9 protein-coding genes are annotated in these 21,616 nt (G+C 64.1%); 4 read left to right on the forward strand and 5 right to left on the reverse strand.

Annotation, left to right across the window (positions count from 1 at the left end; all coding sequences use genetic code 11):
* Positions 1–70 precede the first annotated feature (70 nt).
* From AHA_RS12400 to AHA_RS12415, 4 genes are all read right to left on the reverse strand, one after another.
* A complete protein-coding gene (locus AHA_RS12400) occupies positions 71–736 on the reverse strand; it encodes a response regulator (RefSeq protein WP_011706286.1) in 666 nt (221 codons plus the stop codon).
* Positions 737–2,320, reverse strand: coding sequence for an ATP-binding protein (locus tag AHA_RS12405; RefSeq protein WP_011706287.1), 1,584 nt, complete (start codon positions 2,318–2,320; stop codon positions 737–739).
* A complete protein-coding gene (locus tag AHA_RS12410) occupies positions 2,317–3,528 on the reverse strand; it encodes an ROK family transcriptional regulator (RefSeq protein ID WP_024944477.1) in 1,212 nt (403 codons plus the stop codon). The genes AHA_RS12405 and AHA_RS12410 overlap by 4 nt, the downstream gene beginning before the upstream one ends.
* Positions 3,529–3,659: 131 nt before the next feature.
* On the reverse strand, positions 3,660–5,327 hold the full coding sequence (locus AHA_RS12415) for a methyl-accepting chemotaxis protein (protein ID WP_011706289.1): 1,668 nt from the start codon (positions 5,325–5,327) through the stop codon (positions 3,660–3,662).
* 131 nt (positions 5,328–5,458) lie between these two features.
* On the opposite strand from AHA_RS12415, the gene AHA_RS12420 reads away from it, so the two are divergent.
* From AHA_RS12420 to glpC, 4 genes are all read left to right on the forward strand, one after another.
* Positions 5,459–5,914: a YchJ family protein gene (locus AHA_RS12420; RefSeq protein WP_080708446.1), complete on the forward strand. Its 456-nt coding sequence runs from the start codon at positions 5,459–5,461 to the stop codon at positions 5,912–5,914.
* A 193-nt stretch (positions 5,915–6,107) separates the two neighbouring features.
* A complete protein-coding gene (gene glpA, locus AHA_RS12425; protein WP_011706291.1) occupies positions 6,108–7,787 on the forward strand; it encodes an anaerobic glycerol-3-phosphate dehydrogenase subunit A in 1,680 nt (559 codons plus the stop codon).
* Positions 7,777–9,057 (forward strand): glycerol-3-phosphate dehydrogenase subunit GlpB, encoded by a 1,281-nt coding sequence (gene glpB / locus AHA_RS12430; RefSeq protein ID WP_011706292.1) that lies wholly within the window; start codon positions 7,777–7,779, stop codon positions 9,055–9,057. The genes glpA and glpB overlap by 11 nt, the downstream gene beginning before the upstream one ends.
* Before the next feature lie 51 nt (positions 9,058–9,108).
* Positions 9,109–10,311 (forward strand): anaerobic glycerol-3-phosphate dehydrogenase subunit GlpC, encoded by a 1,203-nt coding sequence (glpC, locus tag AHA_RS12435; protein WP_011706293.1) that lies wholly within the window; start codon positions 9,109–9,111, stop codon positions 10,309–10,311.
* Positions 10,312–10,398: 87 nt separating this feature from the next.
* Here the strand turns inward: glpC and AHA_RS12440 are convergent, their stop codons facing one another.
* Positions 10,399–21,087: a retention module-containing protein gene (locus AHA_RS12440; RefSeq protein ID WP_011706294.1), complete on the reverse strand. Its 10,689-nt coding sequence runs from the start codon at positions 21,085–21,087 to the stop codon at positions 10,399–10,401.
* Between the last annotated feature and the right edge of the window lie 529 nt (positions 21,088–21,616).

Genomic DNA, 21,616 nt, shown 5'->3' on the forward strand with positions numbered 1-21,616 from the left:
ATCTTACACAGCAAAAGAGCGCCGACAGGCGCTCTTTTTATTGGCAAGACGAGATGCGTGGCTATCCCGCTCAGGGCTGGCGATAACGCCGCTCCGGCCGGCCCACGGTGCCGTACTCCAGCTCCGGGCTCGCCAGCTGCTGGCCCACCAGAAACTCCAGATAGCGGCGCGCCGTGGTGCGGCTCACCCCGACCCGGCCGCCGATCTCCTCGGCGCTGGCCCCCTGCGACCCCAGCGCCGCCAGCACCCGCTGCAGGGTGAGTCCGTCGATCCCCTTGGGCAGACCGCCTGCCGCCACCTGCTGCAACGGCGTCCCCAGCAGGGCGTCCACCGCCTGCTGATCGATGTCGGCCAAGGCCGCCAGGGCGGCGCGGTTCTGGCAATATTTGTCGAGGGTGTCGCGCAGCCGCTCGAACACCACGGGCTTGAGGATGAAATCCACCACCCCGAGCCGCATCGCCTCCTGCAGGGCGCCGGCCTCCCGCGCCGCGGTGAGCAGTATCACGTCGAGGGAAGCCCCCGCCTGGCGCAGCTCCCGCAGCAGGGCAAAGCCCTCGCCATCGGGCAGCCAGACGTCCAGCAGCACCAGATCGGGCTTGAGGATCTCTATCTGCTCCCTGGCATCAAACAGGGTGAGCGCCACCCCCAGCACCTCGAAGCCCGCCAGCCGCTGCACGAAGCGGCGGTGGATCTCGGCAATGGCCGGGTCATCCTCGACGATCAGGATCTTGATCACTCACACCTCCTTGGGAATGTAACAGACGACGCAACTCCCCTGCGTCGTGGCTTCGATGGTGATGGTCCCCTGCAGGGCATCCAGGGTCTTGCGCACCAGCGCGAGGCCGATGCCGTGATCCGGCTCCGCCTTGCTGCTGACCCCCCGCTCGAACAACCTGTCCGCCAGTGCGGGATCGATCCCCCCCGCCCCATCTTCCACCTCCAGGATCAGATCCTGGCCGAGATCGCTCAGCGCCACCCGCACCGGCTGGTAGGGGGCACCGTGGCGACGAGTCGCCTCGAAGGCATTGTCGATGAGATTGCCCAGCACCGTCACCAGCTGGGAGCCGCTGACGCGAAGGGGAATGTCGTACAGGCGGGAATCCGGGTCCACCTCCAGCACCAGTCCCAGCTCGTGAGCCCTGTGGTATTTGCCGAGCAGCAGGCCGGCCACCTTGGGCTTGGCGATGGCGCTCATCAGGAAGCTGAGCAGGCTCTGCTCGGTTGCAGCCTCCCGCCCGATGAAGGCAAGCGCCTCGCGGGTGGCCCCGAGTTCGATGAGCCCGGCGATGGTGCCAAGCTGGTTGTGGTGTTCGTGAGTCTGCACCCGCAGCAGATCGCTGTAGGCCTGCACCTGAGAGAGCTGGGCGCTCAGTTCGGCCAGCTCGTCCTTGCGCCGAAAGCTCGATACCGCGCCGATCAGCTTGCCATCGCGCACCAGCGGCAGCCGGTTGACGATGAGGGACTGGCCGTTGAGCACTATCTCCTCGTCAAACTGGGGGCGCGGATCCTGAATGAGAGAGAGCATGCGACTCTCCGGCAGCAGCCGGGTGACGGGCTGGCCGATGGCGGCCCAGGCCGTCTGTTCGTCAAGGCGCAGCAGGCGGATGCCATTGGGATTGAGGGAGGTGAGCCGGCCCTGCTCGTCGATGGTGAGGATCCCCTCGCGCACGCTGCGCAGGGTGCAGTCGAGTTCGGCATAGAGGCGGCCGATCTGCTCGGGCTCAAAGCCAAGGATGGCACGTTTGTAACGGCGGGCCAGCCAAGCGGCGGCCAGGCTGTTGAGCAGCACGATGAGCAGGGTCATGGCGAGGACGAAACGCAGAAAACCCTGCAGATCCGCCTCGATATCCCGCACCAGATAACCGACCGAGACCACCCCGATGATCTGGCCAAGCTCATCGCGGATGGGGCTCTTGCCGCGCACCGAGACCCCGAGGGACCCTTGCGCACGGGAGATATAGGCCTCCCCCTGCAGCGCCCGCCTCGGATCATCCCCCATCATGGGCTGGCCGATGCGATCCGCATTGGGGTGCACCAGCCGGCGCGCGTCTTTATCGCCGATGACGATGTAGCTGGCACCGACCTCGGCGCGGATCCGCTCCACCAGCACGTTGAGGCGGGCGGTGTCGGCCCGCTTCACCCCGGCCAGCACGCCCGGCTCGCGGGCCACCAGCCGCGCCACGTCGAGGGCCTGATCCCCCACCTCGCGGTAGCGCTGTTCGGACACATAGTAGTAACTGGCCCCGCTCAGCAGCACCAGCTGCAGCAGACTGACCAGACAGAGCATGAGGAGGATGCGTCCTTGCAACCCCAGCTTCATGCCTCCTTGTCGCCTCGTAACAAGTCGAGCAGCAGGCTGCCGTCGCGCAGGGCCTTGTGCACCTGCACCGAGGTGGGCTTGGTGGGATCTTCGTAGAAGTGGGTGGATTCAATCTGCAGCCGCACCAGGTATTCGGCCGGTAGCTGGCTTGCCAGCGACTGGTGCAGCATGGGGAACAGCAGTCGATCGGCGCGGGTGATTTCGCCCCCCAGCAGCAGCTTGCCCGGATTGAGCAGGCAGATGAGGTTGGAGAGCACCCGGGAGAGCCGCCCCGCCGCCTGATGGAGGATGTCCTGACAGAGGCTGTTGCCCGCCAGCGCCAGCTCGCACAGCTCGCGAATGGTGACGCTCTCGGGCAGATCGTACTCCTGCATCCGCTCGCGCAGATCCCGGTACTGGGCTTCGAGCGCCTGATTGGTCACTAGCGTGCAGGCACAGCCAAAGCCGCCGCAATAGCAGCGCTGACCGTAGGGTTCGAGCTGCAGGTGGCTGAGATCGCCGAGCAGGGCCGACTCGCTCTCGATGAGCTGGCCATTGACCACCATGCCGACCCCGATGTCGTTGTGCACGAACACCAGCACCGCATCGGCGCAGTTCTTGGCGGCGCCCCACTCACGCTCGGCCTGGATCCAGGTGCGCACGTCGCCACTCACCAGCACGGGCACCGCGAAGGCCTCCTGCAGGGTGGGACCGAGCGGCCAGTTGCGCAGATCGTAGAAGGGGAAGTGCTTGACCATGCCGGAGTGGCGCTCCACCTGCCCCGGCAGACAGAGGGCGATGCAGGCGAGGCGCAGCGCCTTCTTGGGCAAGAAGCCCTCAATGGCCCGCACCAGGCTGGCCAGCAGGTCGGCGCGCTCCCCTTCGCTGAAGACATGGCGATGACGGGCGAGCGAGCGACCGGCCAGATCGAACAGCGCCATGTCCACATAGCCGCGGCCAAGGCGCATGGAGAGAAACTGGAAGCGGCGCTCGTTGATGCGCAGCAAGGTCTGGCGGCGACCACGCCCCACCGAGCTCTCGCCACAGGTGACCACCAGACCGCCATCAAGCAGCTCGCGGGTGATCTTGGTGATGCTGGCAGGCGAGAGGCCGGTCAAGCGGGAGAGATCGGTACGGGACAGCTCCTTGTGCTCCTCCAGGCTGGCGTAGACCAGGCCATAGTTGAGCTGACGGATCAAATCGATACTGCCTTTCACGATCTCATTCATAGGGTACGGGGCAAGGGCTGACACAGAGGGGGGCAATTTTCACATATTATTGGTCAATCCCCAAATAAAGTGCGGCCCGAACCGGGGTTCAGGCCGCATCTTGTGAGGGACATCCCCCTCTTGTCACCCCATCAGTAGCGGAACTGGGAGACCAGCTTGCGCAGTTTGTCGCCGGTGCTGGCGAGATCCCGGGTGGTGCTGTTGGACTCAACCGCCGCGTCTGTCAGCTCGCTGACGATCTGCTGAATGGCCACCAGGTTCTTGTTGATCTCCTCGGAGACCGCGTGCTGCTCCTCGGCGGCGGTGGCTATCTGGATGTTCATGTCGTTGATGGTGCTGACCGCCATCACCATGCTGTCGAGGGAGGTGGCGATGTGGCTCGCCTCCTGCACCGTCTCCTGGCTGCGCTCCTCGCTCGCCTGCATCACGTCCACCGCCTGCTTCACCCCGCCCTGCAGGCGCTGCAGCATCTCGTTGATCTCCTTGGTGCTCTGCTGGGTGCGACCGGCCAGCGATCGGACTTCGTCCGCCACCACCGCAAAGCCGCGCCCCTGCTCGCCGGCCCGAGCCGCCTCGATGGCGGCGTTGAGCGCCAGCAGGTTGGTCTGCTCGGCAATGCCGCGAATGACCTCCACCACGGATCCTATCTTGGCGGTCTCCTGCGCCAGCTGCTCGATGACGCCGGAGGCTGTGTGCACCTCGCCCACCAGCCGGTTGATGCTGTTGATGGCGGTGCCTACCACGCCGCGAGCGGCATCGGACTCGCGCGCCGCGTCGCTGGTGGCGGTGGCCGCGTTGGAGGCGCTGGCCGCCACTTCCTGGGCGGTGGAGCTCATCTCGGTCACCGCGGTGACCACCTGATCGGTCTCCCGGCTGTGGCCGTGCATCTGGTGGTCATAGTGCTCGCTCAGGTGGTGCAGTTTCTCCACCGCGCTGAACAGATGATTGCTGGTCTCACCCACCTGGCTCACCACCGACTGGATCCGCGTCACGAAACGGTTGAAGGCGGTGGCCAGCTGACCAATCTCGTCATGGCTCTGCACCTTGAGGCGCTGGGTCAGGTCCCCCTCCCCGTCGGCGATGTCGTTGAGGGCCGAGACCGCATCCGCCAGCGGCCGGGTGACCCGGTTGCCGATCACCACGGTGGCAGCCAGGGTCACCCCCAGGATCACCAGGATCAGCAGCACGCTGCTCTGCAGCGAGTCGCGCATGTTGCTCTCGCGCTCGGTGCGCAGCACCGCCAGCTCATTGTCGATGTCGTCGATATAGAAGCCGGTGCCGATGACCCACTGGTACTTGTCGAGCACCAGGTTGAAGGAGAGCTTGGGCGCATCCCGGCCGATGGAGGGCTTGGCGGTCCAGTATTCGGAGAAGCCATCCCCCTGGCGCGCCGCCTTGACGATCTCCTGGATCAGCAGCTTGCCCTTGGCATCCTTGTCCTGCCAGCGGTTCTTGCCTTCCATCTCGGGGCGGGTCGGCAGCAGTATGGTGTTGCCCTGAAAGTCGTAGACGAAGAAGTAGCCGTCACTGCTGTAGCGCAGCGGCCGCAGCAGTTCGGTCACCTGCTTGCGCACCGCCGGGCTGTCCGGCTGGTTGTAGACGGCATCGATGGCGGTCTTGGCCAGCATCAGGTAGCTGCTGAGCAACGCCTTGCGATCCTTGATGGCATTTTCTCGCGCCACCACCAGATCAGCTTCCAGGTCACTCTTTGAAATCATGTAGTTGCTGAGATTGACCACCAGGGCCATCAGGAGCACGGGGACGGCTCCCAACAACAGAATTTTCTGCTTTAGCGTCATCTTTCACATCCTTGCAGCTATTTTTATGGGCGTTCCGTTCCTACCAGACCAGTATAGGATGCTGGTCGACGGGGACCCGCTTTCGCTACAATCCCCGCCCTCTATATCTATCGACTCTGATGGCCAGACACATGAACAAATGTCCTTGCGGTTCAACTCTTTCTCTCGAATTGTGCTGTGGATCACTGCACCGGGGAGCCGCCGCCCAGACCCCGGAGCAGCTGATGCGCTCACGCTACAGCGCCTTCGTGCTGGGATTGGGGGAGTACCTGGTGCACAGCTGGCACCCTGACTATCTAGGGGATCTGACTGCGGAGCAGCTCTCCCAGACCGACACCCAATGGGACGGGCTCGAGATCATCGCCAGCCAGGGCGGCCCCGATGACACCCTCGGCATGGTGGAGTTCAAGGCCTGGTTCATGGAAGGTGAAGCGCGCCACTGCCTGCATGAGCGCTCCCGCTTCGTGCGCCATCAGGGGCGCTGGGTCTACACCGACGGCGAGCAGGATCCGGCGCCGCTGCGGGTGGGGCGCAACGACCCCTGCCCCTGTGGCAGCGGCAAGAAGTTCAAGAAGTGCTGCGGCTGAGCGCCGCGACTCGTGTCGACAGAGGGGGCCCAGCGGCCCCCTCTGCTGTTGCTGGAGTGTGACAACAATCACGATTTGCTCATTAACACCCCTTAACTTGAGCGTTTGCGAACATTAACTTGGCCCATATCAAACATTTTCGCCCAGAGACAGGCCACACTGGCACCATCTGGAAGAGATGAGACGGGCAAGAATGAAAAGAATAACCACACAAGTCGTCATCATAGGGGGTGGCGCCACCGGAGCCGGCATCATGCGCGATTGCGCACTGCGCGGCATCGACTGCATCCTGCTTGAGCGCGACGACATCGCCGCCGGCACCACGGGCCGCAACCACGGCCTGCTCCACTCCGGCGCCCGCTACGCGGTGACGGATCAGGAGTCCGCCCGCGAGTGCATTCAGGAGAACCGCATCCTCAAGCGGATCGCCAGCCACTGCGTCGAGGACACCGGCGGCCTCTTCATTACCCTGCCGGAAGATGACATCAATTTTCAAAATACCTTCATGGACGCCTGCGCCCTGGCCGGCATCGACGCCCGCCAGCTGGATCCCGCCGATGCGCTGCGCCTCGAACCTAACGTCAACCCGGCGCTGATCGGTGCCATCCAGGTGCCGGACGGCACGGTCGATCCGTTCCGCCTGGCCGCCGCCAACGTGCTGGATGCCAAGGAGCACGGCGCCCGCATCTTCACCCACAGCAAGGTGCTCGGGCTTTTGCGCACCCAGGATCGGGTGCACGGGGTCAAGGCGATCAACACCCGCACCGGTGAAGCGTTCGAGGTGGAGTGCCAGGAGGTGATCAACGCCGCCGGCATCTGGGGCCAGCAGATCTGCGAATACGCCGATCTCGGCATCCGCATGTTCCCGGCCAAGGGATCCCTGCTCATCATGGATTACCGCATCAATCAGCTGGTGCTCAACCGCGCCCGCAAACCGGCGGACGCGGACATCCTGGTGCCGGGCGATACCATCTCCCTCATCGGCACCACCTCGAGTCGCATCGATTACCACAAGATTGACCAGCTCACCGTCGAGCCCGAAGAGGTGGAGGTGCTGCTGCGCGAGGGGATCAAGCTCGCCCCCATCATGGCCCGCACCCGTCTGCTGCGCGCCTACGCTGGTGTTCGCCCGCTGGTGGCGGTGGATGGCGACGAGTCCGGCCGCAACATCAGCCGTGGCATAGTGCTGCTGGATCACGCCGAACGTGACGGTCTCAAGGGGTTCAACACCATCACCGGCGGCAAGCTGATGACCTACCGGCTGATGGCCGAATGGGCAACCGATCTGCTGGCCAAGAAGCTGGGCAACAGCAAGCCCTGCCGCACCGCCGAACTGAGCCTGCCCGGCTCACGGGATCCGGAGAAGGTCTCCGCCCCCGGCCTCTCGGTGCCTGCCGAAGGCTCGGCCCAGTACCGCCACGGCGAGCGGGTCATCGCCTTTTTCCGCGACAATCCCAAGGCCAACGCCCTCATCTGCGAGTGCGAGATGGTCACTGCCGGCGAGATTGAATACGCCCTGCGCGAGCTGGATGTGGACAACCTGGTGGATCTGCGCCGCCGCACTCGCCTCGGCATGGGCCCCTGTCAGGGGGAGCTGTGCGCCTATCGCGCCGCCGGCCTGATGCAGGAGTACGGCAAGGCCGACGGTCGTCAGGCCTGCGTCATGCTGCGCCAGTTCCTGGAAGAGCGCTACAAGGGCACCCGCCCCGTGCTGTGGGGCGATGCCCTGCGCGAAGCCGAATTTACCTACTGGATCTACGAGGGGCTGTTCGGCCTTGGCGAGTGGACGGCTCCCCACCTGGTGGCCGAGCCCCCCTTCCCGCTCGATGCCAACACCGCAAATCCCACCAAGGAGCGCAGCCATGAAATTTGACAGCATCGTTATAGGCGGCGGCATGGCGGGCCTCTCGGCGGCCCTGCGCCTGGCCGAAGCCGGCCAGAAGACACTGCTGATGGCCTCCGGCCAGAGCGCCCTGCACTTCTCCTCCGGCTCGGTCGATCTGCTGGAGAGCGAGGGGGATCCCCGCGCCGCCCTGCCCGCCTTCATGGCCGCCAACCCCGAGCATCCCTACAACAAGGTGGGGCTGACCCATATCGCGGCGAGCCTCGATGATCTGCAGCGCCACTGCGCCGCGCAGGGATTGCCGCTGTTTCGCCAGGAGCGCAACCACCAGCGGCTGACCCCCATCGGCACCCTCAAAGCCACCTGGCTCTCCCCCGATACCTGCGCCTGCGTGACCGATGCGCCGGCCCCCGACGCCATCCTGCTGGCTACCCTTGAGGGATTTCGCGACTTTCATCCCGAGCTCGCGGCCGCCAACCTGGCGACCCACACCCGCTTCGCCCACTGCCGCATCCTGACCGGGGAGCTCCGCCTGCCCCAGCTGGCCGAGTTCAGCCGTAATCCCCACGAGTTTCGCTCCGCCGACATCGCCCGCCTGTTCGACAAGCAGGGCAATGGCCAGCGTGACCTGCTGACGGATCTGGCCCGCGAGATCAGCCGCCTGGTACAGGAGAGTGGTGAGCCGCGCTGCCATCACCTGGTGCTGCCCGCCTGCCTGTCACTGGGGCTGGTCGGCCCGCGCCTGGCGGAGCTGGAGCAGCGCACCGGTTGCATCATCAAGGAGGTGGCTACCATGCCGCCGTCACTGATCGGCATGCGGATGCAGGAGGCACTCAAGCGCCGCTTCATGGCCCTTGGCGGCACCTTCCTCACCAGCGAGCGGGTACTGGGCGCCCGTTACGAGGGCGATCGGGTCATCGGCGTGCACAGCCAGAATGGCGACGATCAGCTGTTCGAGGCGGACCACTTCGTGCTCGCCTCCGGCAGCTTCTTCAGCCGCGGGCTGGAGTCGCGTCTGCGCGGCATTCGCGAGCCCATCTTCAACGCCGACGTGCTGAGCCTGCCCGAGCGGGACGCCTGGGCCGGCCGTCGCCTGTTCGATCACCACCCCTTCATGGGCTTCGGGGTCAAGACCGACGACAAGCTCAGAGTGCTGCGCGGCGGCAAGCCACTCACCAACCTCTACGGCGCCGGCAGCGTGCTGGCGCACTATGACCCCATTAAAGAAGGTTCCGGCTCCGGCGTGGCCGTTGCCACCGGCTGGCAGGCTGCCGGTCACATTTTGAGTTCAGCCCAATGATGATTTTGTCCCACATCCCGTGCCTTCGCACCCAACGGGAGGAGAACTGACATGCTACTGGATCATGCCAACCAAACTTTCGATCAGTGCATCAAATGCACTGTCTGTACCGCCTACTGCCCGGTGGCCAAGGCCAACCCAGCCTACCCCGGCCCCAAGCAGGCGGGCCCGGATGGGGAGCGGCTGCGCATCAAGAGCCCCGAGCTCTTTGACAGCGCCCTCAAGTACTGCACCAACTGCAAGCGCTGCGAAGTGGCCTGCCCGAGCGGGGTACGCATCGGCGACATCATCGCCAAGGCCAAGCACCAGTACAGCGGCTTCAAACCGGGGATCCGCGAATTCGTGCTCTCCCACACCGATCTGATGGGCAGCATGTCCACCCTGATGGCTCCGGTGGTCAACTTCACCACCGGCCTCAAGCCGATGAAGCTGGTGCTGGACAAGGCGCTGGGGGTCTCCTCCCACCGCGACCTGCCCAAATACTCCCAGGGCACCTTCCGCGGCTGGTACAAGAAGCAGAAAGCGAGTCAGGCCCGCTTCGAGCGCCAGATCGCTTACTTCCACGGCTGCTACGTCAACTACAACCACCCGCAGCTCGGCAAGGAGCTGGTGCAGGTGCTCAACGCCATGAACATCGGCGTCCAGCTGCTGGAGCGGGAGAAGTGCTGCGGCGTGCCGCTGATTGCCAACGGCTTCATGGACAAGGCCAAACAGCAGGCGGCCTTCAACATCAAGCAGCTGGAGAACACCCTGCTCGGCAACGAGATGCCGCTGCTGGCCACCTCCTCCACCTGCGGCTTCACCCTGCGCGACGAATATCCCCACCTGCTGGAACAGGACAACCACAAGGTGCGCGATCGCATCTCGCTGGTGACCCGCTTCCTGTGGAACGAGTTCTACAAGGGCAACAAGCCGGCGATGAAACCACTCAATCTGCACATCGCCTACCACACCCCCTGCCACATGGAGAAGATGGGGGGCGTCATCTATACCCTCGAGCTGCTGCGCGCCATCCCAGGGGTCAAGGTGACCGTGCTGGACTCCCAGTGCTGCGGCATCGCCGGAACCTACGGCTTCAAGTCGGAGAACTACCAGACCAGCCAGGCCATCGGTGAAGGGCTGTTTGATCAGATAAACCGGCTCAAGCCCGATCTGGTCATTACCGACTGCGAGACCTGCAAATGGCAGATCGAGATGAGCACGCCGTTTCCTTGTGAACACCCCATCCACCTGCTGGCCAGAGCCTTGGCGTGAGAGGAGCACCTCCTTATTCACTGGTGAGCAAACACCAGATAGAAAAAGAGCCGGCAATTGCCGGCTCTTTTTATTCACATCCTCCCATCAAGGGTGCTGGATGATCAGGCTGTGCTGATCCAGCATGCTCTGCAGGATGTCGTGGGACGAGGTACCGCCAAGCTGCCAGCTGCTCAAGTCCACTCCCTTCAGGGTGATCTGCTGGGTCACCTGGCCATCCCCTGCCGGCGACACCGAGAGGTTCACGTCGCTCAGGCCGTTGCTCACGCTGGTCACTGACGCCTGCAAGTGGCCCAGCAAGCCGTCCACGCTGCTGTCGGTCACCCCCTTGAGCAGGTCCGCCAGATCGATCCTGTCCCCCTCTTCCGGATGGAAGTCGGTGATGGTGTCGATGGCGGGCTGGCCCGCGTTCCCCGCATCCCCCTGCTGCCAGACGAAGAGATCGCTGCCGGCGCCGCCGGTGAGGATGTCGTCCCCCTTGCCACCCAGCAGGCGATCATCCCCCGCGCTGCCAAACATCCAATCTCCCTGATCCGACCCCAGCAGGGTATGACCGGCCTGGGTATGGATGGTCACGGTATCGAGGGGGGAGCTGATGGTGGCCCCCCCAGCGCTCGACTCCGCGCTCAGCCCCAGCACATGGTCTCCCGCCGTCAGACCGTCCAGGTAGAGCGGCAGCGAGTGGCCACCCGGAATGAGCCAGTCACCGTTGCCGTCGGCATGGCCGACCGGCAGCCCCTGCTCATCCAGCACCTGGGCTCCCGCCAGGCCGCTGATGCGCAACGACAGCTCGCCCGGTGCCGGGTTCACCACGCTGGCGGTCAGATTGAGGGGCACCATGGCGCCCTGCAGGGCATGGATCTCGTGCATCCCCACCGTCAGGCTCGGCAGATCCGGTTCAGCCGTCACCGTGATGGTCACCTGATCGGTGTCGCTCAAGGGTCCGCCCGCGCCGCTGTTGCCCTGATCCGAGGTGGTGATGGTGAGGTTGTCCTCGCCCCAGAAATCCTTGGCCGGTTCATAGTGCAGGTTGCCGGCCAGCAGCTGGTTGAGGTCGGCCAGCGATCCCACCAGGGTCATCTCGTTGCTGCCCGCTCCCTGTACCGAGACCGCGCCCGCCGCCCCCAGCAGGGTCAGCACCCCGTGCTCGACCCGCAGCACCATGGCCATGGGCGCACTGCCGGCATCCACATCCTTCACGCTGATGCCGGATAGCGACAGAGAGCCATCCTCTTTCACCGTCATGCTGCCGGGCACCTGATTGACCGGCGCATCGTTGACCGGCAGCACCTCGATGGGCACTACGTCGGTGTCGCTCAAGGGGCCGCCGCTGCCGGTGTTGCCGCGATCATTGGTCACCATGGTGAGCTGATCCTGGCCGTTGAAGTCCTGCTCACCCAGATAGATCACGCCGTCCGCCAGCAATGCATTGATGGCATCGAGCGAGCCGCTCAGCACCAGCGAGCCCGTGCCGTTGCCGGTGAGGGTCACCCCGCTGCCATCCGCCAGAGTGAGGGTGCCGTGGCCAACCGAGAGACGCACCTCGATGGTGCTGTTGCCCGCATCCACATCCTTGACCTGCAGGCCATCAATGCGGTAAGGCACATCCTCTTCGGCCACCAGCGGCACCGTGGGTAGAATGTTCTCGGGCGCGTCGTTGACCGCCGCTATGGTGACATCGATGTTGCCCTTCACCTCGGGCCCCAGCGCGCCGTTGTCCAGGCTCTGGGCGATCACCTCGAGTGTGAGGGTGCCATTGACGTCGTTGGTCACCAGCAGCAGGTTTGCCAGGTTGCCACCCACCGTGGTCACCTGCCAGTCGCCGTTCGGCAGTCTGATGGCCTCACCGGCCACCCCGTCAGGCAGGGCGATGGAGGCCCCTTCCGGTACGTTGCGGAGGGTCACCCGCGCCTGCTCGGCGCCATTTTCATGCACGTTGCTCGCGCTCCCGCCGGTAGCATGGGTATCGCGGGTCTCCAGCCCCAGATTGAGCAGGATCCGGTCGCCCTCTACCCCGCTTGCATTGGGCAGCAGATCGCTGATGAGCGCATCCCCCACCGGATTGACGGTCACGGAGAAGCTGCCGCTGGTTTCAAGGGGAATGGTGAGTCCCTTATCGAGAGTAAAGGCGCTGAGTGACAGATCCACGCTGCCGCTGAAATCGGCCGGCGGGATCAGAGTCAGCTTGGCAAAATCGGTGCCCACGGGGACCTGCCAGACACCGCCGCCATTGTTGACCGCCGGAGCCGAGAGGGTAAAACCATCCGGTACCCCCTTGATCTGCAGCGCCACTATCTGCTCGGAGCCATCGTTGTCGATGAGGGCGGCACCAAAGCCAGCCAGGCTGATGGCGCCATCCTCGTCGCCAGCGACATCGTGCAGCGTGAGCACAGCCGGGTCGTTGACCGGCCTCACCTCAAAGCCGACCTGCCCGCTCCAGCTGCCGCTGTCGGTCACCAGCTGGCCACCGACCAGCGCGGTATCGACGACATCAACCTGGATGTCGAGCGGCACCTGACCACTGAAGTGCTCTTTGGGTACAAACACCAGATCCTTGAGGGCCGCCATGTCGCTCACGATCAGGGTGTTGACCGGCTGGCCGCTGTCATCAAGGAAGTAGCCATATTTGGCATCCACCGTGATGGTGACCCGCTCCACGGTTTCCAGGCCACCGCCCGCGATGGAGGGGCTGATGTCGGCCAGTTTCACCGAGAGATCGAGGTGGGTCTCGCTGTCTTCCAGATTGTCCGGCTGCCCGTCATGGTTGGTGTCCTGCACGGTCAGCGTCAGCTCCGGGTGGCCGTCAGCGCCGCCATTCACATCGACCACGGGGGCCACATCGACCCGTACCGTGCTGCTGTCGACCTTGATGTCGCCACTGGCGGTATCCGTGTTGACCACCTTCACCTCGATATCGAGCGAGCCGGCAAAGTCCTGCGGCAAACCGAGGGTCAGCCCCTCCAGGCCCGCCAGTGACGGCGGCACCTTGATGACGTATTCGCCGGTCGAGATGTTGTACTCGGCCCCGCTGATGGTGACGCCCGCCGGCAACCCCTTGAGGACGATGGTCACCTCGTCGCTGGCCTGATCGGCGGCGCCTATGTGGATCACTCCCTTGAGCTGGGCGCCGAAATCGACCCGGATATCCTCCTTGCCCACCAGCACGGCGTGGTCGTCGATATCGACAGTCGCCGCCGGCTCCTTGTTGGTCGTCGGCGTCGCCTCGAAGGTCGCCTCCGTGATGAGGCTCACCTTGACATGGGCACTGGCATCGCCATCGTCACTCCGGTCGATCACCATGGCATCGATGCGGATCGGTTGAACCTTGCCGACAAACCCGTCCGGCGCATGCAGCTGGAAGCTGCCGAGGTTGCCGGCCGGTACGATCCAGCTGCCATCACCGTTGTTGATGCCGCCGATCACCACGAACTGATCCCCTGCGCCGCCGTTCAGCACCGGCAGATTGATCACCAGATAGTCGATCTCCTCCACGCTGGAAGGGTCGAGATCGGTAAAGAGGAAACGCCCTGCCAGATCGATATCGGCGCCTCCCTGCCCCACGAGTGCGCCGCCGGTCTGGGTCAGCACGCCATCGGGCTCCACCACCGCCTGGATATCGACGTGCAGATTGCCGTCGATCACCTTCTCGGCCACCGCCCCCGAATCCACATCATGCTGGGTCACGGTGACGTGGCTCTGGAGAGTGGTATCCCGATCGCTATCCTCCGGCGCCTTCACCAGCAGTTGCCCCCCGTTGAGCAGGCTGTCGAGCTGGGCAGCGGTCAGAGTGAGCTTGCCATCCATCACGGTCAGCTGGCTCTCCACGCCACCGGCACGCAACCAGATCTGGTAACCATCTTCCACCCCGGAGAGACTCAGTGCCGTGACCTTTTCGGCGCCATCGGTGAGGGTCGGCTGCCAGTCCAGCACGGTAAACGCATCTTCCAGACCCTGGCTGGTCTTGGCGTAGTCGGTGGCATCGATGGCCGGCTCCACCTTGATGGTAAGCGGCACGTCGAAGCGCTTGCTGTCGCCGTCGTTTTCGGTCACCACCACGTGGCCGATGAGGTGAATATCGGCGGTGCTGTTGGCCGGCGGCTGGATCTGCAGGTTGCCAAGGCTGGAAACATCCACCTGATAGAGGGGGTTGCCCTTGCCGTCGAGCCCGGCATAAGTGAGGGTCAACGCCTTGCCGCTGGCATCAAATACCCGGGCCCCTTCCGGCAGCCCTTCCAGCACCAGGTTCAAGGTTTCCGAATGATCCAGCGGGGTGTCGGTCCACTCCCCGGAAGTCAGCTTGAAGTCCAGCGGGGCCCGGCCATCCTCCTGAACCGTGGTGGTGTAGCCATTGCTATCGGCGGTCCAGCCGGAGGTATTGAGGTCGAAGTGGGGCTGGTCCACCACCCCCACCAGATCCACATGCAGGGTCTGGGAACCGGTCTCCTTCTCGTTCACCACGACATGGGTCTGACCATTGGCATCGGTCAGGGTGGCGCTGTCCTTGACCACTCCCTTGATGGTCAGATCGAAATCGACGTTGCTGTTTTTCGGCGGCAACAACTTGAGTTCGTTGATGCGCTCAAAGGGCACCTCGTAATAACCGGCAGCATGCTGACTGACCGCAACGCCGCCCAACAGCAGCGTTGCCCCGGCGGGCAGACCGCTGATGCGCACAAAGAGCTGCTCGGAGCCATCGGTGGTGTCACCCAGGTGGGCCAGGCCAATCTTGCTTCCCAGATCCAGCAGGGTATCCTCTTTGCCCTGAATGTCGCGCACGGTGAGTTTGGCGTCATCCGCCTGCGGGTTGACATTGATCACCAGCTCAATCTTCTCTCCCTGCGCCGTTCCCTGCCCCGGGGCTACCGGGGTCTTCTCCGTGCTCATCGGGGTCACCGACAGCTTGATGTCACCGCTGAAATCCTTGGCCGGAACCACGGTCACCTTGTTGATGTTGGCGGCCGAGACGCTGTAAAGCCCGCTGGCGTTTGGCTTGAGTTCAGTCCCGTTGAGCATCAGCGTACCCTTGCCCGCCTCCCACTTGATCTGGTAGCTCAGGGTCTCGGAGCCATCCGTATCGGTGAGGCCCGCCTTCACATTGAGGGCAATGCCACTGCTGTCCTCGCTGGTGTCGTAGTGCTTGCTGGTATGGCTGGCCTCCCACACCGGCTTGTCGGCCACCCCGCGTACCGTGATGGCCAGATCGCCGGTGACTGCCGCAGGGGCATCTCCCTCGGTGACCCCCACCTGCAACTGCACCTGGAAGTGCAGCGGCTGGCCCTTGTTGCTCCAGGTAGACCAGTTGGCATCCGGCACAAAGGTCACCCCCTGGGCGCTGTAGTGCACGTTATCGCTGGTGACCATGGCCGCTGGCGGGACGATAAACCAGTTGCCATCCGGTGTGGTAGCAAGGGCAACCCCGTTGTAATAGAAGGTGCCATGGGCATTGGCCGGCGCCTGGACAAGGAGCTGCTCCACATGCTCGCCCCGGTCGAAATCGCCGATATCGAGCTGCATGTTGATGGGGATGCCGGCGCTCGGATCCTGCGCCCCCTGATCTTCGTTGCCGGTAGCCGCAGTGACGGTGAAGCTCACCGGATCGTCCCGCAGATGAAGGGTCAGGGTGCTGTCCGCGCGGTCACCGTCGCCATCCACCAGATGGGCGGTGATGACCTGACTCAGCTCGGCATTGTCGTGATCAAAGCCGGGTGCCGGCGTGAAACGGTAGCTGCCATCGGCCGAGATAGTGAGAGAGCCCATCACCTGCTTGCCATCCGGGCTCATCACGTCCTGGGTGAGGGAGCCATTGACGGCATGGGTCTGGCCATTGATGGTGATCGACTCGACCCGAGCGCCATCAGCCCCTTCGTTGGCGGCCAGCAACAGATCACCGCTGACGGTGGCGCTCCCCTCGTTCAGGGTATGCGCCAGCACGGTGCCAATGGGCATGTCATCTTGCACCGTCACGGTCACGCTGACATTGGGGCTGCGATCGCCATCGTGATCCGTGACAAAGAGTGGCACCTCGATGGCAAGATCATCTTTACCCTGCGCGCTGTGATCGAGCTGCCCCACCAGATAGACGCTGTAGCTGCCGCTGGCATCGAGGTGGATCCAGAACACTGCCTTGCCCCCCTCTGCCGTGGCCAGATACCAGTTCGGGCTGTGGGCGGCCAGCGTCACCACCTGACCGTTGGAGGTCAGCTGATTGGCCTGATTGAAGGCGGCCACGTCGAGATCAAGGGAGGCAACCCGATCCGAACCGGCGCTGATGGTCACCTTGCCGCTGGCGGTTTCACCCCGATCGGAGGGCATGGTGCCCGGATGCTGGCTGGCGGAGCCATCGAGGGCAGACTCCTTCACTGCAACCGCGTCGATGGCAGAGATGACGGGATCCACGCCATCCGTCACCCTGATGGTGGTGGCGCCCTGGCTCTGGCTGCCGTCGCTGTCGGTCACCTGCACCGGCAGTGTCAGCTCAAGCTGGTCATCGGCGCCGTGATCCAGGTTGGTATGCACCGTCACCTGATAATCGATGGTCTCGGTGGCATGAGCGCCTATGGTCGCCGGCACCAGCCCCAGAGTCACCGTCATCACCACCAGGCCGCCGGTCGTGACCGCCTGGAAGCTGTGGCCATCGCTGCCCACCGCCTGCCAGGTCAAGGCCTCCCCATTGTGGGTGATGGGGTTGCCGTTGGCACCCACCACCTGGCCCGCAAAGGCCAGACGCACATCGACCACGGGGTCGGAGTCGGCGGTGATGGTGATCGTGCCGGTGGCATGCTGGTCATCGCCACTGCTGCCGACGCCATCGAAGCGCCCTTCGCCGAGGGTCACGCCGGTCAGCGTCAGCGTGGGTGTCTCTCCTTCGCCAATCTGGATAGCGAGGGTGCCGCTGGTGCTGTCGTTGTTGCCGCCCGCCTTGTCGTAGTCGTTGACGATCACCTTGATGGGCAGCTCGGTCACGGCGTTGGCCCCTTGATGGAGCCCCTGATAGAGGGTCACCTGATAGTCAAAACCGTTCTTGCCCGCCTGATCCAGCGTGCCGACCAGCCGCACCTCAAACACCTCGACCCGCTGGCCATCCACCATCACAAAGCCCTTGAGCAGCTGACTGCCCGGGATCTGCGGATCCCCATCCACCAGCTGATAGTGCAGCGGCTGACCGAGGGCGGTGAGCGCCGGTTGCTGGCTGGCATCGGCAAAGGCCACTTCGACGACCCGATCCGACCCGGCTTGCACGTCAAAGTGACCGGTTTGGCTCAGGCTGTTGTTGCCGGTGAGCCCCCCTTCATCGAGGGTCACGCCAGTGCCCGGGATAAAGCTCGGCGCCTTGCCATCCGCGATGGTGAGCGGCAGCGTGGTACCGATGCGATCACCATCCATGTCGGCCAGGGTGACCGCCAGCGGCAGGTTGAGGGATTCGCTCCCTTGATGATCCAGCTCGCCCGTCAGGGTCACCCTGGCGCTCACGCTCCAGTTGCCGCTTTGCTCGATAAGGCTCAGCTCGGCGCGCAGGATCTCGCGGCCATCCGCCGTGGTCCCGACCAGCTGGCCGTTGCCATCGAGGGAGAAGCTGATCAGGCTGCCGTGACTGGTGAGTCCGGTCAGGGTGCTCTGGATGGTGGCGATGTCAAAACCGAGGGAGGCAGGGTCGAGGGCGTCGCTGCCGTGGGTCACCACGAAGCTCATGGTACTGACCGCGGCCGCCTCCCCTTGCGCCATCTCGGTGATGGCGGTGCCGGTCACGGCGGAGATGGTCGGGTTGGCGCCATCCCCCACGGCCACCGTGATGGTGGAGGAGACCTTGTCGCCATCGCTGTCGGTCAGGGTAAAGCCCGCCTTGAGCAGGCTGTCGGCACTGCCCTGATCCAGCGGTTGATGGAGGGTAAAGCCGTATTTGCCGTCACTCCCCAGAGTCAGTGTAAAGACCAGCTGGCCATCGGGAGTACGCCCCTCGATGAGGTGATCGGCCACCGTCACCGTCACGCTCTGCTGGCCCGAGCTGAGCCCCTGCAGGCCCGTCTGGCTGGCATCAAAGGTGATGCTGGCCAGCGGGTCGCTGCCCGCGGTGATGGCGAGCTCGCCGCCAAGGGTCTGGCCCAGTTGCCAGTTGCTGTCTTCGGTGAGCGTCAGGGAAACAGGGTCAACTTGCGGCAAGACGCCGTCGATGATGGTGATGTTGAGGGTGCCGAGGTTGCTCTGGTCCCCGTCAAAATCGCGGCCCACCACCTGCAGGCCCAGCTTGATGCTGTCGGTGGCCACCGGCTGATCCAGCACGCCGTTGAGCTCAAGATGGTACTTGCCATCGAGATCCAGGGTGACGGTCAGGATGCCCTTGCCCTCTGCGTCCAGCAGGGTGAGGAGATTGCCGTTCACCTGATAGCTGGTCGGCTTGCCGCCGCTGGTGAGGCCCGCCAGGGCCGGCTGGCTTGCCTCAAAGGTGAGAGAGACCAGACGATCGCTGCCTACCGTGACCGGCAGCTGACCATCGATGCTCTGGTTGCCCCCCTCTTGCAGCGAGACCCCCTTGTCCAGACCGAGCGAAGGATCCCTGCCGTCGTCGATGGTCAGGAGCAGGTTGGCGTTGGTGGTGTCGCCATCAATCTCGTTGGCACTCACCTGCAACCCCAGCGAGAGGCTGTCGCTGCCCTGATGATCGAGCGGACCGGTGAGGGTGACTACCACCCGACCGCCCACATCGCTCCCCTGCTGTTCGGCCAGCAGCTGGGCACGCAACACCTCAACCCGCTGACCATTGCTGCCCGGGTAGTAGCCCAGCAGGGTGCGATCATCGGCAAATTCGAAGGCAAGCGGATGGCCATCGCTGGCCAGACCCGAGCCATTGAGGGTCGCGAGGGTGTCGCTCTGATTGCTGAACACCAGCGAGTCAGCCAGCAGGGGATCGGCGGTGTGGCCAACCACGAAGCGGCTCTCCCCGACCACGGCGGCGCCGTTGGTAAAGGCATCCTCGATGAGGGTAATGGCCGGGATCTCGAAGCTCGGCGGATTGCTGTCCACCAGATTGATCACCAGCGGCGCTGTCACCAGATCACCGTCGCTGTCGCGGTATTCGAGGTTGAACGGCAGACGCAGGGTATCCTGGCCGTGATCCAGGCTCTGACTCCAGACGATGCGATAGCTGCCGTCATTGCCAAGGGTCAGGGTGAAGACAGTCGCCCCACCGGCAGTGGCGGTCAGGGTCTGGCCATTCATGGAGTAGCCAAGCGGCGCGCCCTGGCTGGCAAGCCCCAGCCCTGCCAATGCACTCTGGTCAGCGGCGAAGGTGACCTGCAGATTGCCATCGATGCCGGCACCGGTATTGAGGCTGCCGGTCGCCGTGACCGGGCCATCGGCCAGCCCGGCTTCGGACAGCGTGAGCGTCTCGCTCTGGCCGATCAGCGGCGCCCCGTCCAAGGCCGAGTTACCCGCCAGATCGGTGACGCTGGCGCGCACCTCAAAAGATTGCGTGATGCCAGAGAGATCAAGACCTGATACCTGCCAGCGGCCATCGGCCCCCACCAGGGCGGAGGTAGTGAGCAGCGCCTGCCCGTTGCTGCCAACCAGGGTGATGGTCACGCTCTGACCCGCTTCCACATTGGCGGTGGTGCCGCTCAGGGTGGCATTGCCGTTGCCAAAAAGAGCTGCCGTGTCGAGATCATCGATGTCGATGGCGGCCTGGGTATCGACCTCAATGGTGAGGATGTCGCTGGCCCGGTTGCCGGCGATATCCACCGAATCGACCCGAAAATCATGGGCCCCGTCTGCCAGCGTATCGGGCAGCTGATATTGCCAGTTGCCGTTGCCATCGACGGTGAGAGTGGCGAGCACGCTGCCGCCAAGGGACAGGGTAACGGTGGCGCCGGGCTCCCCCTTGCCCTGCAGCAGCGGGGTATTGTCTCGGGTCAGATCATCGCTCTGGCTGGCACCGGTGTCGCTCTCATCGGCCAGATCGAGGGTGATTGTGGTGATGGTATCGAGCAGGGTCTGACCCAGATCGCTGGCCCGGTTGCCGGCGGCATCCTGGGTATCGGCCTGAATGATGAGGGGACCGTCCACCAGCTTGCCGGTGAGGTCGCCAAAGTTGGCCTCCCAGATCAGGCCGGGCAGCACCACAGTAGTGACGGTGAGCCGGTTGCCATCCTGATCCAGCAGGGTGACAGTCACCGGCTGGCCGACTTCCACATCCTCCACGGTGCCGCGGATGATGACGCCGGTCGCCTCGTCGGCGTTGATGATGTTGTCGCTGGTCTGCGGCTCGGTGATGGTGATGGCGGCAAACAGATCCCGCTCGCCTTCCAGCAGCGGCTCGTCGCCCCTGGGCATGTCGGCGTGATCCGTGTCGAAGCCAGCCTCGGCCAGGGTGGCGTCATTGGTGCGATCGACCACCACGAAGCCCCCCGAGCTGGAACCGGCAACGCCGCCGATCGTGCCGCCTGCCGCCGGGTTGCCGGCGGCGCTCGCCTCGAACTGGGCGGTGGGATCGGTGCCTGCGCGGATCGCTGCCTGCAGGGCGGCCAGCTCGCTGTCGCCACCGCTTGTCGGCTCGGCTGGCTGCGCGATGGACGACGCCACCTCGACCGCAGCCTCCTCCTGATGAGCGAGCTCGACGGTGTCGGCCAGCTGGTAGCTGCCTTCCTCGCCGCTCAGGATCCGGTCGCCCGGTTGCAACAAGACGCCGGCCCTGGCGCGCACTACGGTGCCATCGTCATGAATGACGAAGACGGTTCCCTCCAGTTGAGTCATGACGGTGGGTTTTTCGATACGCAGCTCGGCCATACAACCTCCAGCAAATATTGAGCGGGCCCGGTGCCAAGTCGGGTCATTTTGTGAGCGCTTATTTTATCGACATATCACTGGTGGATCCCCCCATAATTTCGACAGAAAATGTGCCATCCAGACCATTCCATACGCTTTTTTGCACGTAAAACGTTTCCCTTGCGAGACAAGATTCCATATGAAGATGATCTGACAGGATCCCTTCCTGCGCGGACGGATCCAGTATGGCAAAAGGTGACGCAGCCGCCGCTGCCACCCCTGATTGAATCCGGCAATCAGGGGATCATCATGGCTCCCTTCCCCTGTTCTTAATAATGCATATCTATTCACAGGGAATTTCCTATCCCTAAATGAATACAGCTCGCGCCATTTGACGCACATTCCCTTGCAGGACGCGGGCTGGCGGGCCATGGCCGCCAGGGTGCGTGGTGCACCGCGTTAACAATGATGCAATAAGTTGAGTTTCCTCATAATTTAACCGGGATCTCATTTCCGCTTGTTGCCTGCTCCGACAATTGATCTAGCGCAA

The sequence above is a fragment of the Aeromonas hydrophila subsp. hydrophila ATCC 7966 genome, from assembly GCF_000014805.1.
In the GTDB taxonomy this organism is placed as follows: domain Bacteria; phylum Pseudomonadota; class Gammaproteobacteria; order Enterobacterales; family Aeromonadaceae; genus Aeromonas; species Aeromonas hydrophila.

What these genes read in the sequence shown, in the direction of transcription:
- AHA_RS12440 (WP_011706294.1), bottom strand. Translation starts at nt 21,087, where the DNA reads ATGGCCGAGCTGCGTATCGAAAAACCCACCGTCATGACTCAACTGGAG.
- glpB (WP_011706292.1), top strand. Translation starts at nt 7,777, where the DNA reads ATGAAATTTGACAGCATCGTTATAGGCGGCGGCATGGCGGGCCTCTCG.
- AHA_RS12420 (WP_080708446.1), top strand. Translation starts at nt 5,459, where the DNA reads ATGAACAAATGTCCTTGCGGTTCAACTCTTTCTCTCGAATTGTGCTGT.
- AHA_RS12410 (WP_024944477.1), bottom strand. Translation starts at nt 3,528, where the DNA reads ATGAATGAGATCGTGAAAGGCAGTATCGATTTGATCCGTCAGCTCAAC.
- AHA_RS12415 (WP_011706289.1), bottom strand. Translation starts at nt 5,327, where the DNA reads ATGACGCTAAAGCAGAAAATTCTGTTGTTGGGAGCCGTCCCCGTGCTC.
- AHA_RS12405 (WP_011706287.1), bottom strand. Translation starts at nt 2,320, where the DNA reads ATGAAGCTGGGGTTGCAAGGACGCATCCTCCTCATGCTCTGTCTGGTC.
- glpA (WP_011706291.1), top strand. Translation starts at nt 6,108, where the DNA reads ATGAAAAGAATAACCACACAAGTCGTCATCATAGGGGGTGGCGCCACC.
- glpC (WP_011706293.1), top strand. Translation starts at nt 9,109, where the DNA reads ATGCTACTGGATCATGCCAACCAAACTTTCGATCAGTGCATCAAATGC.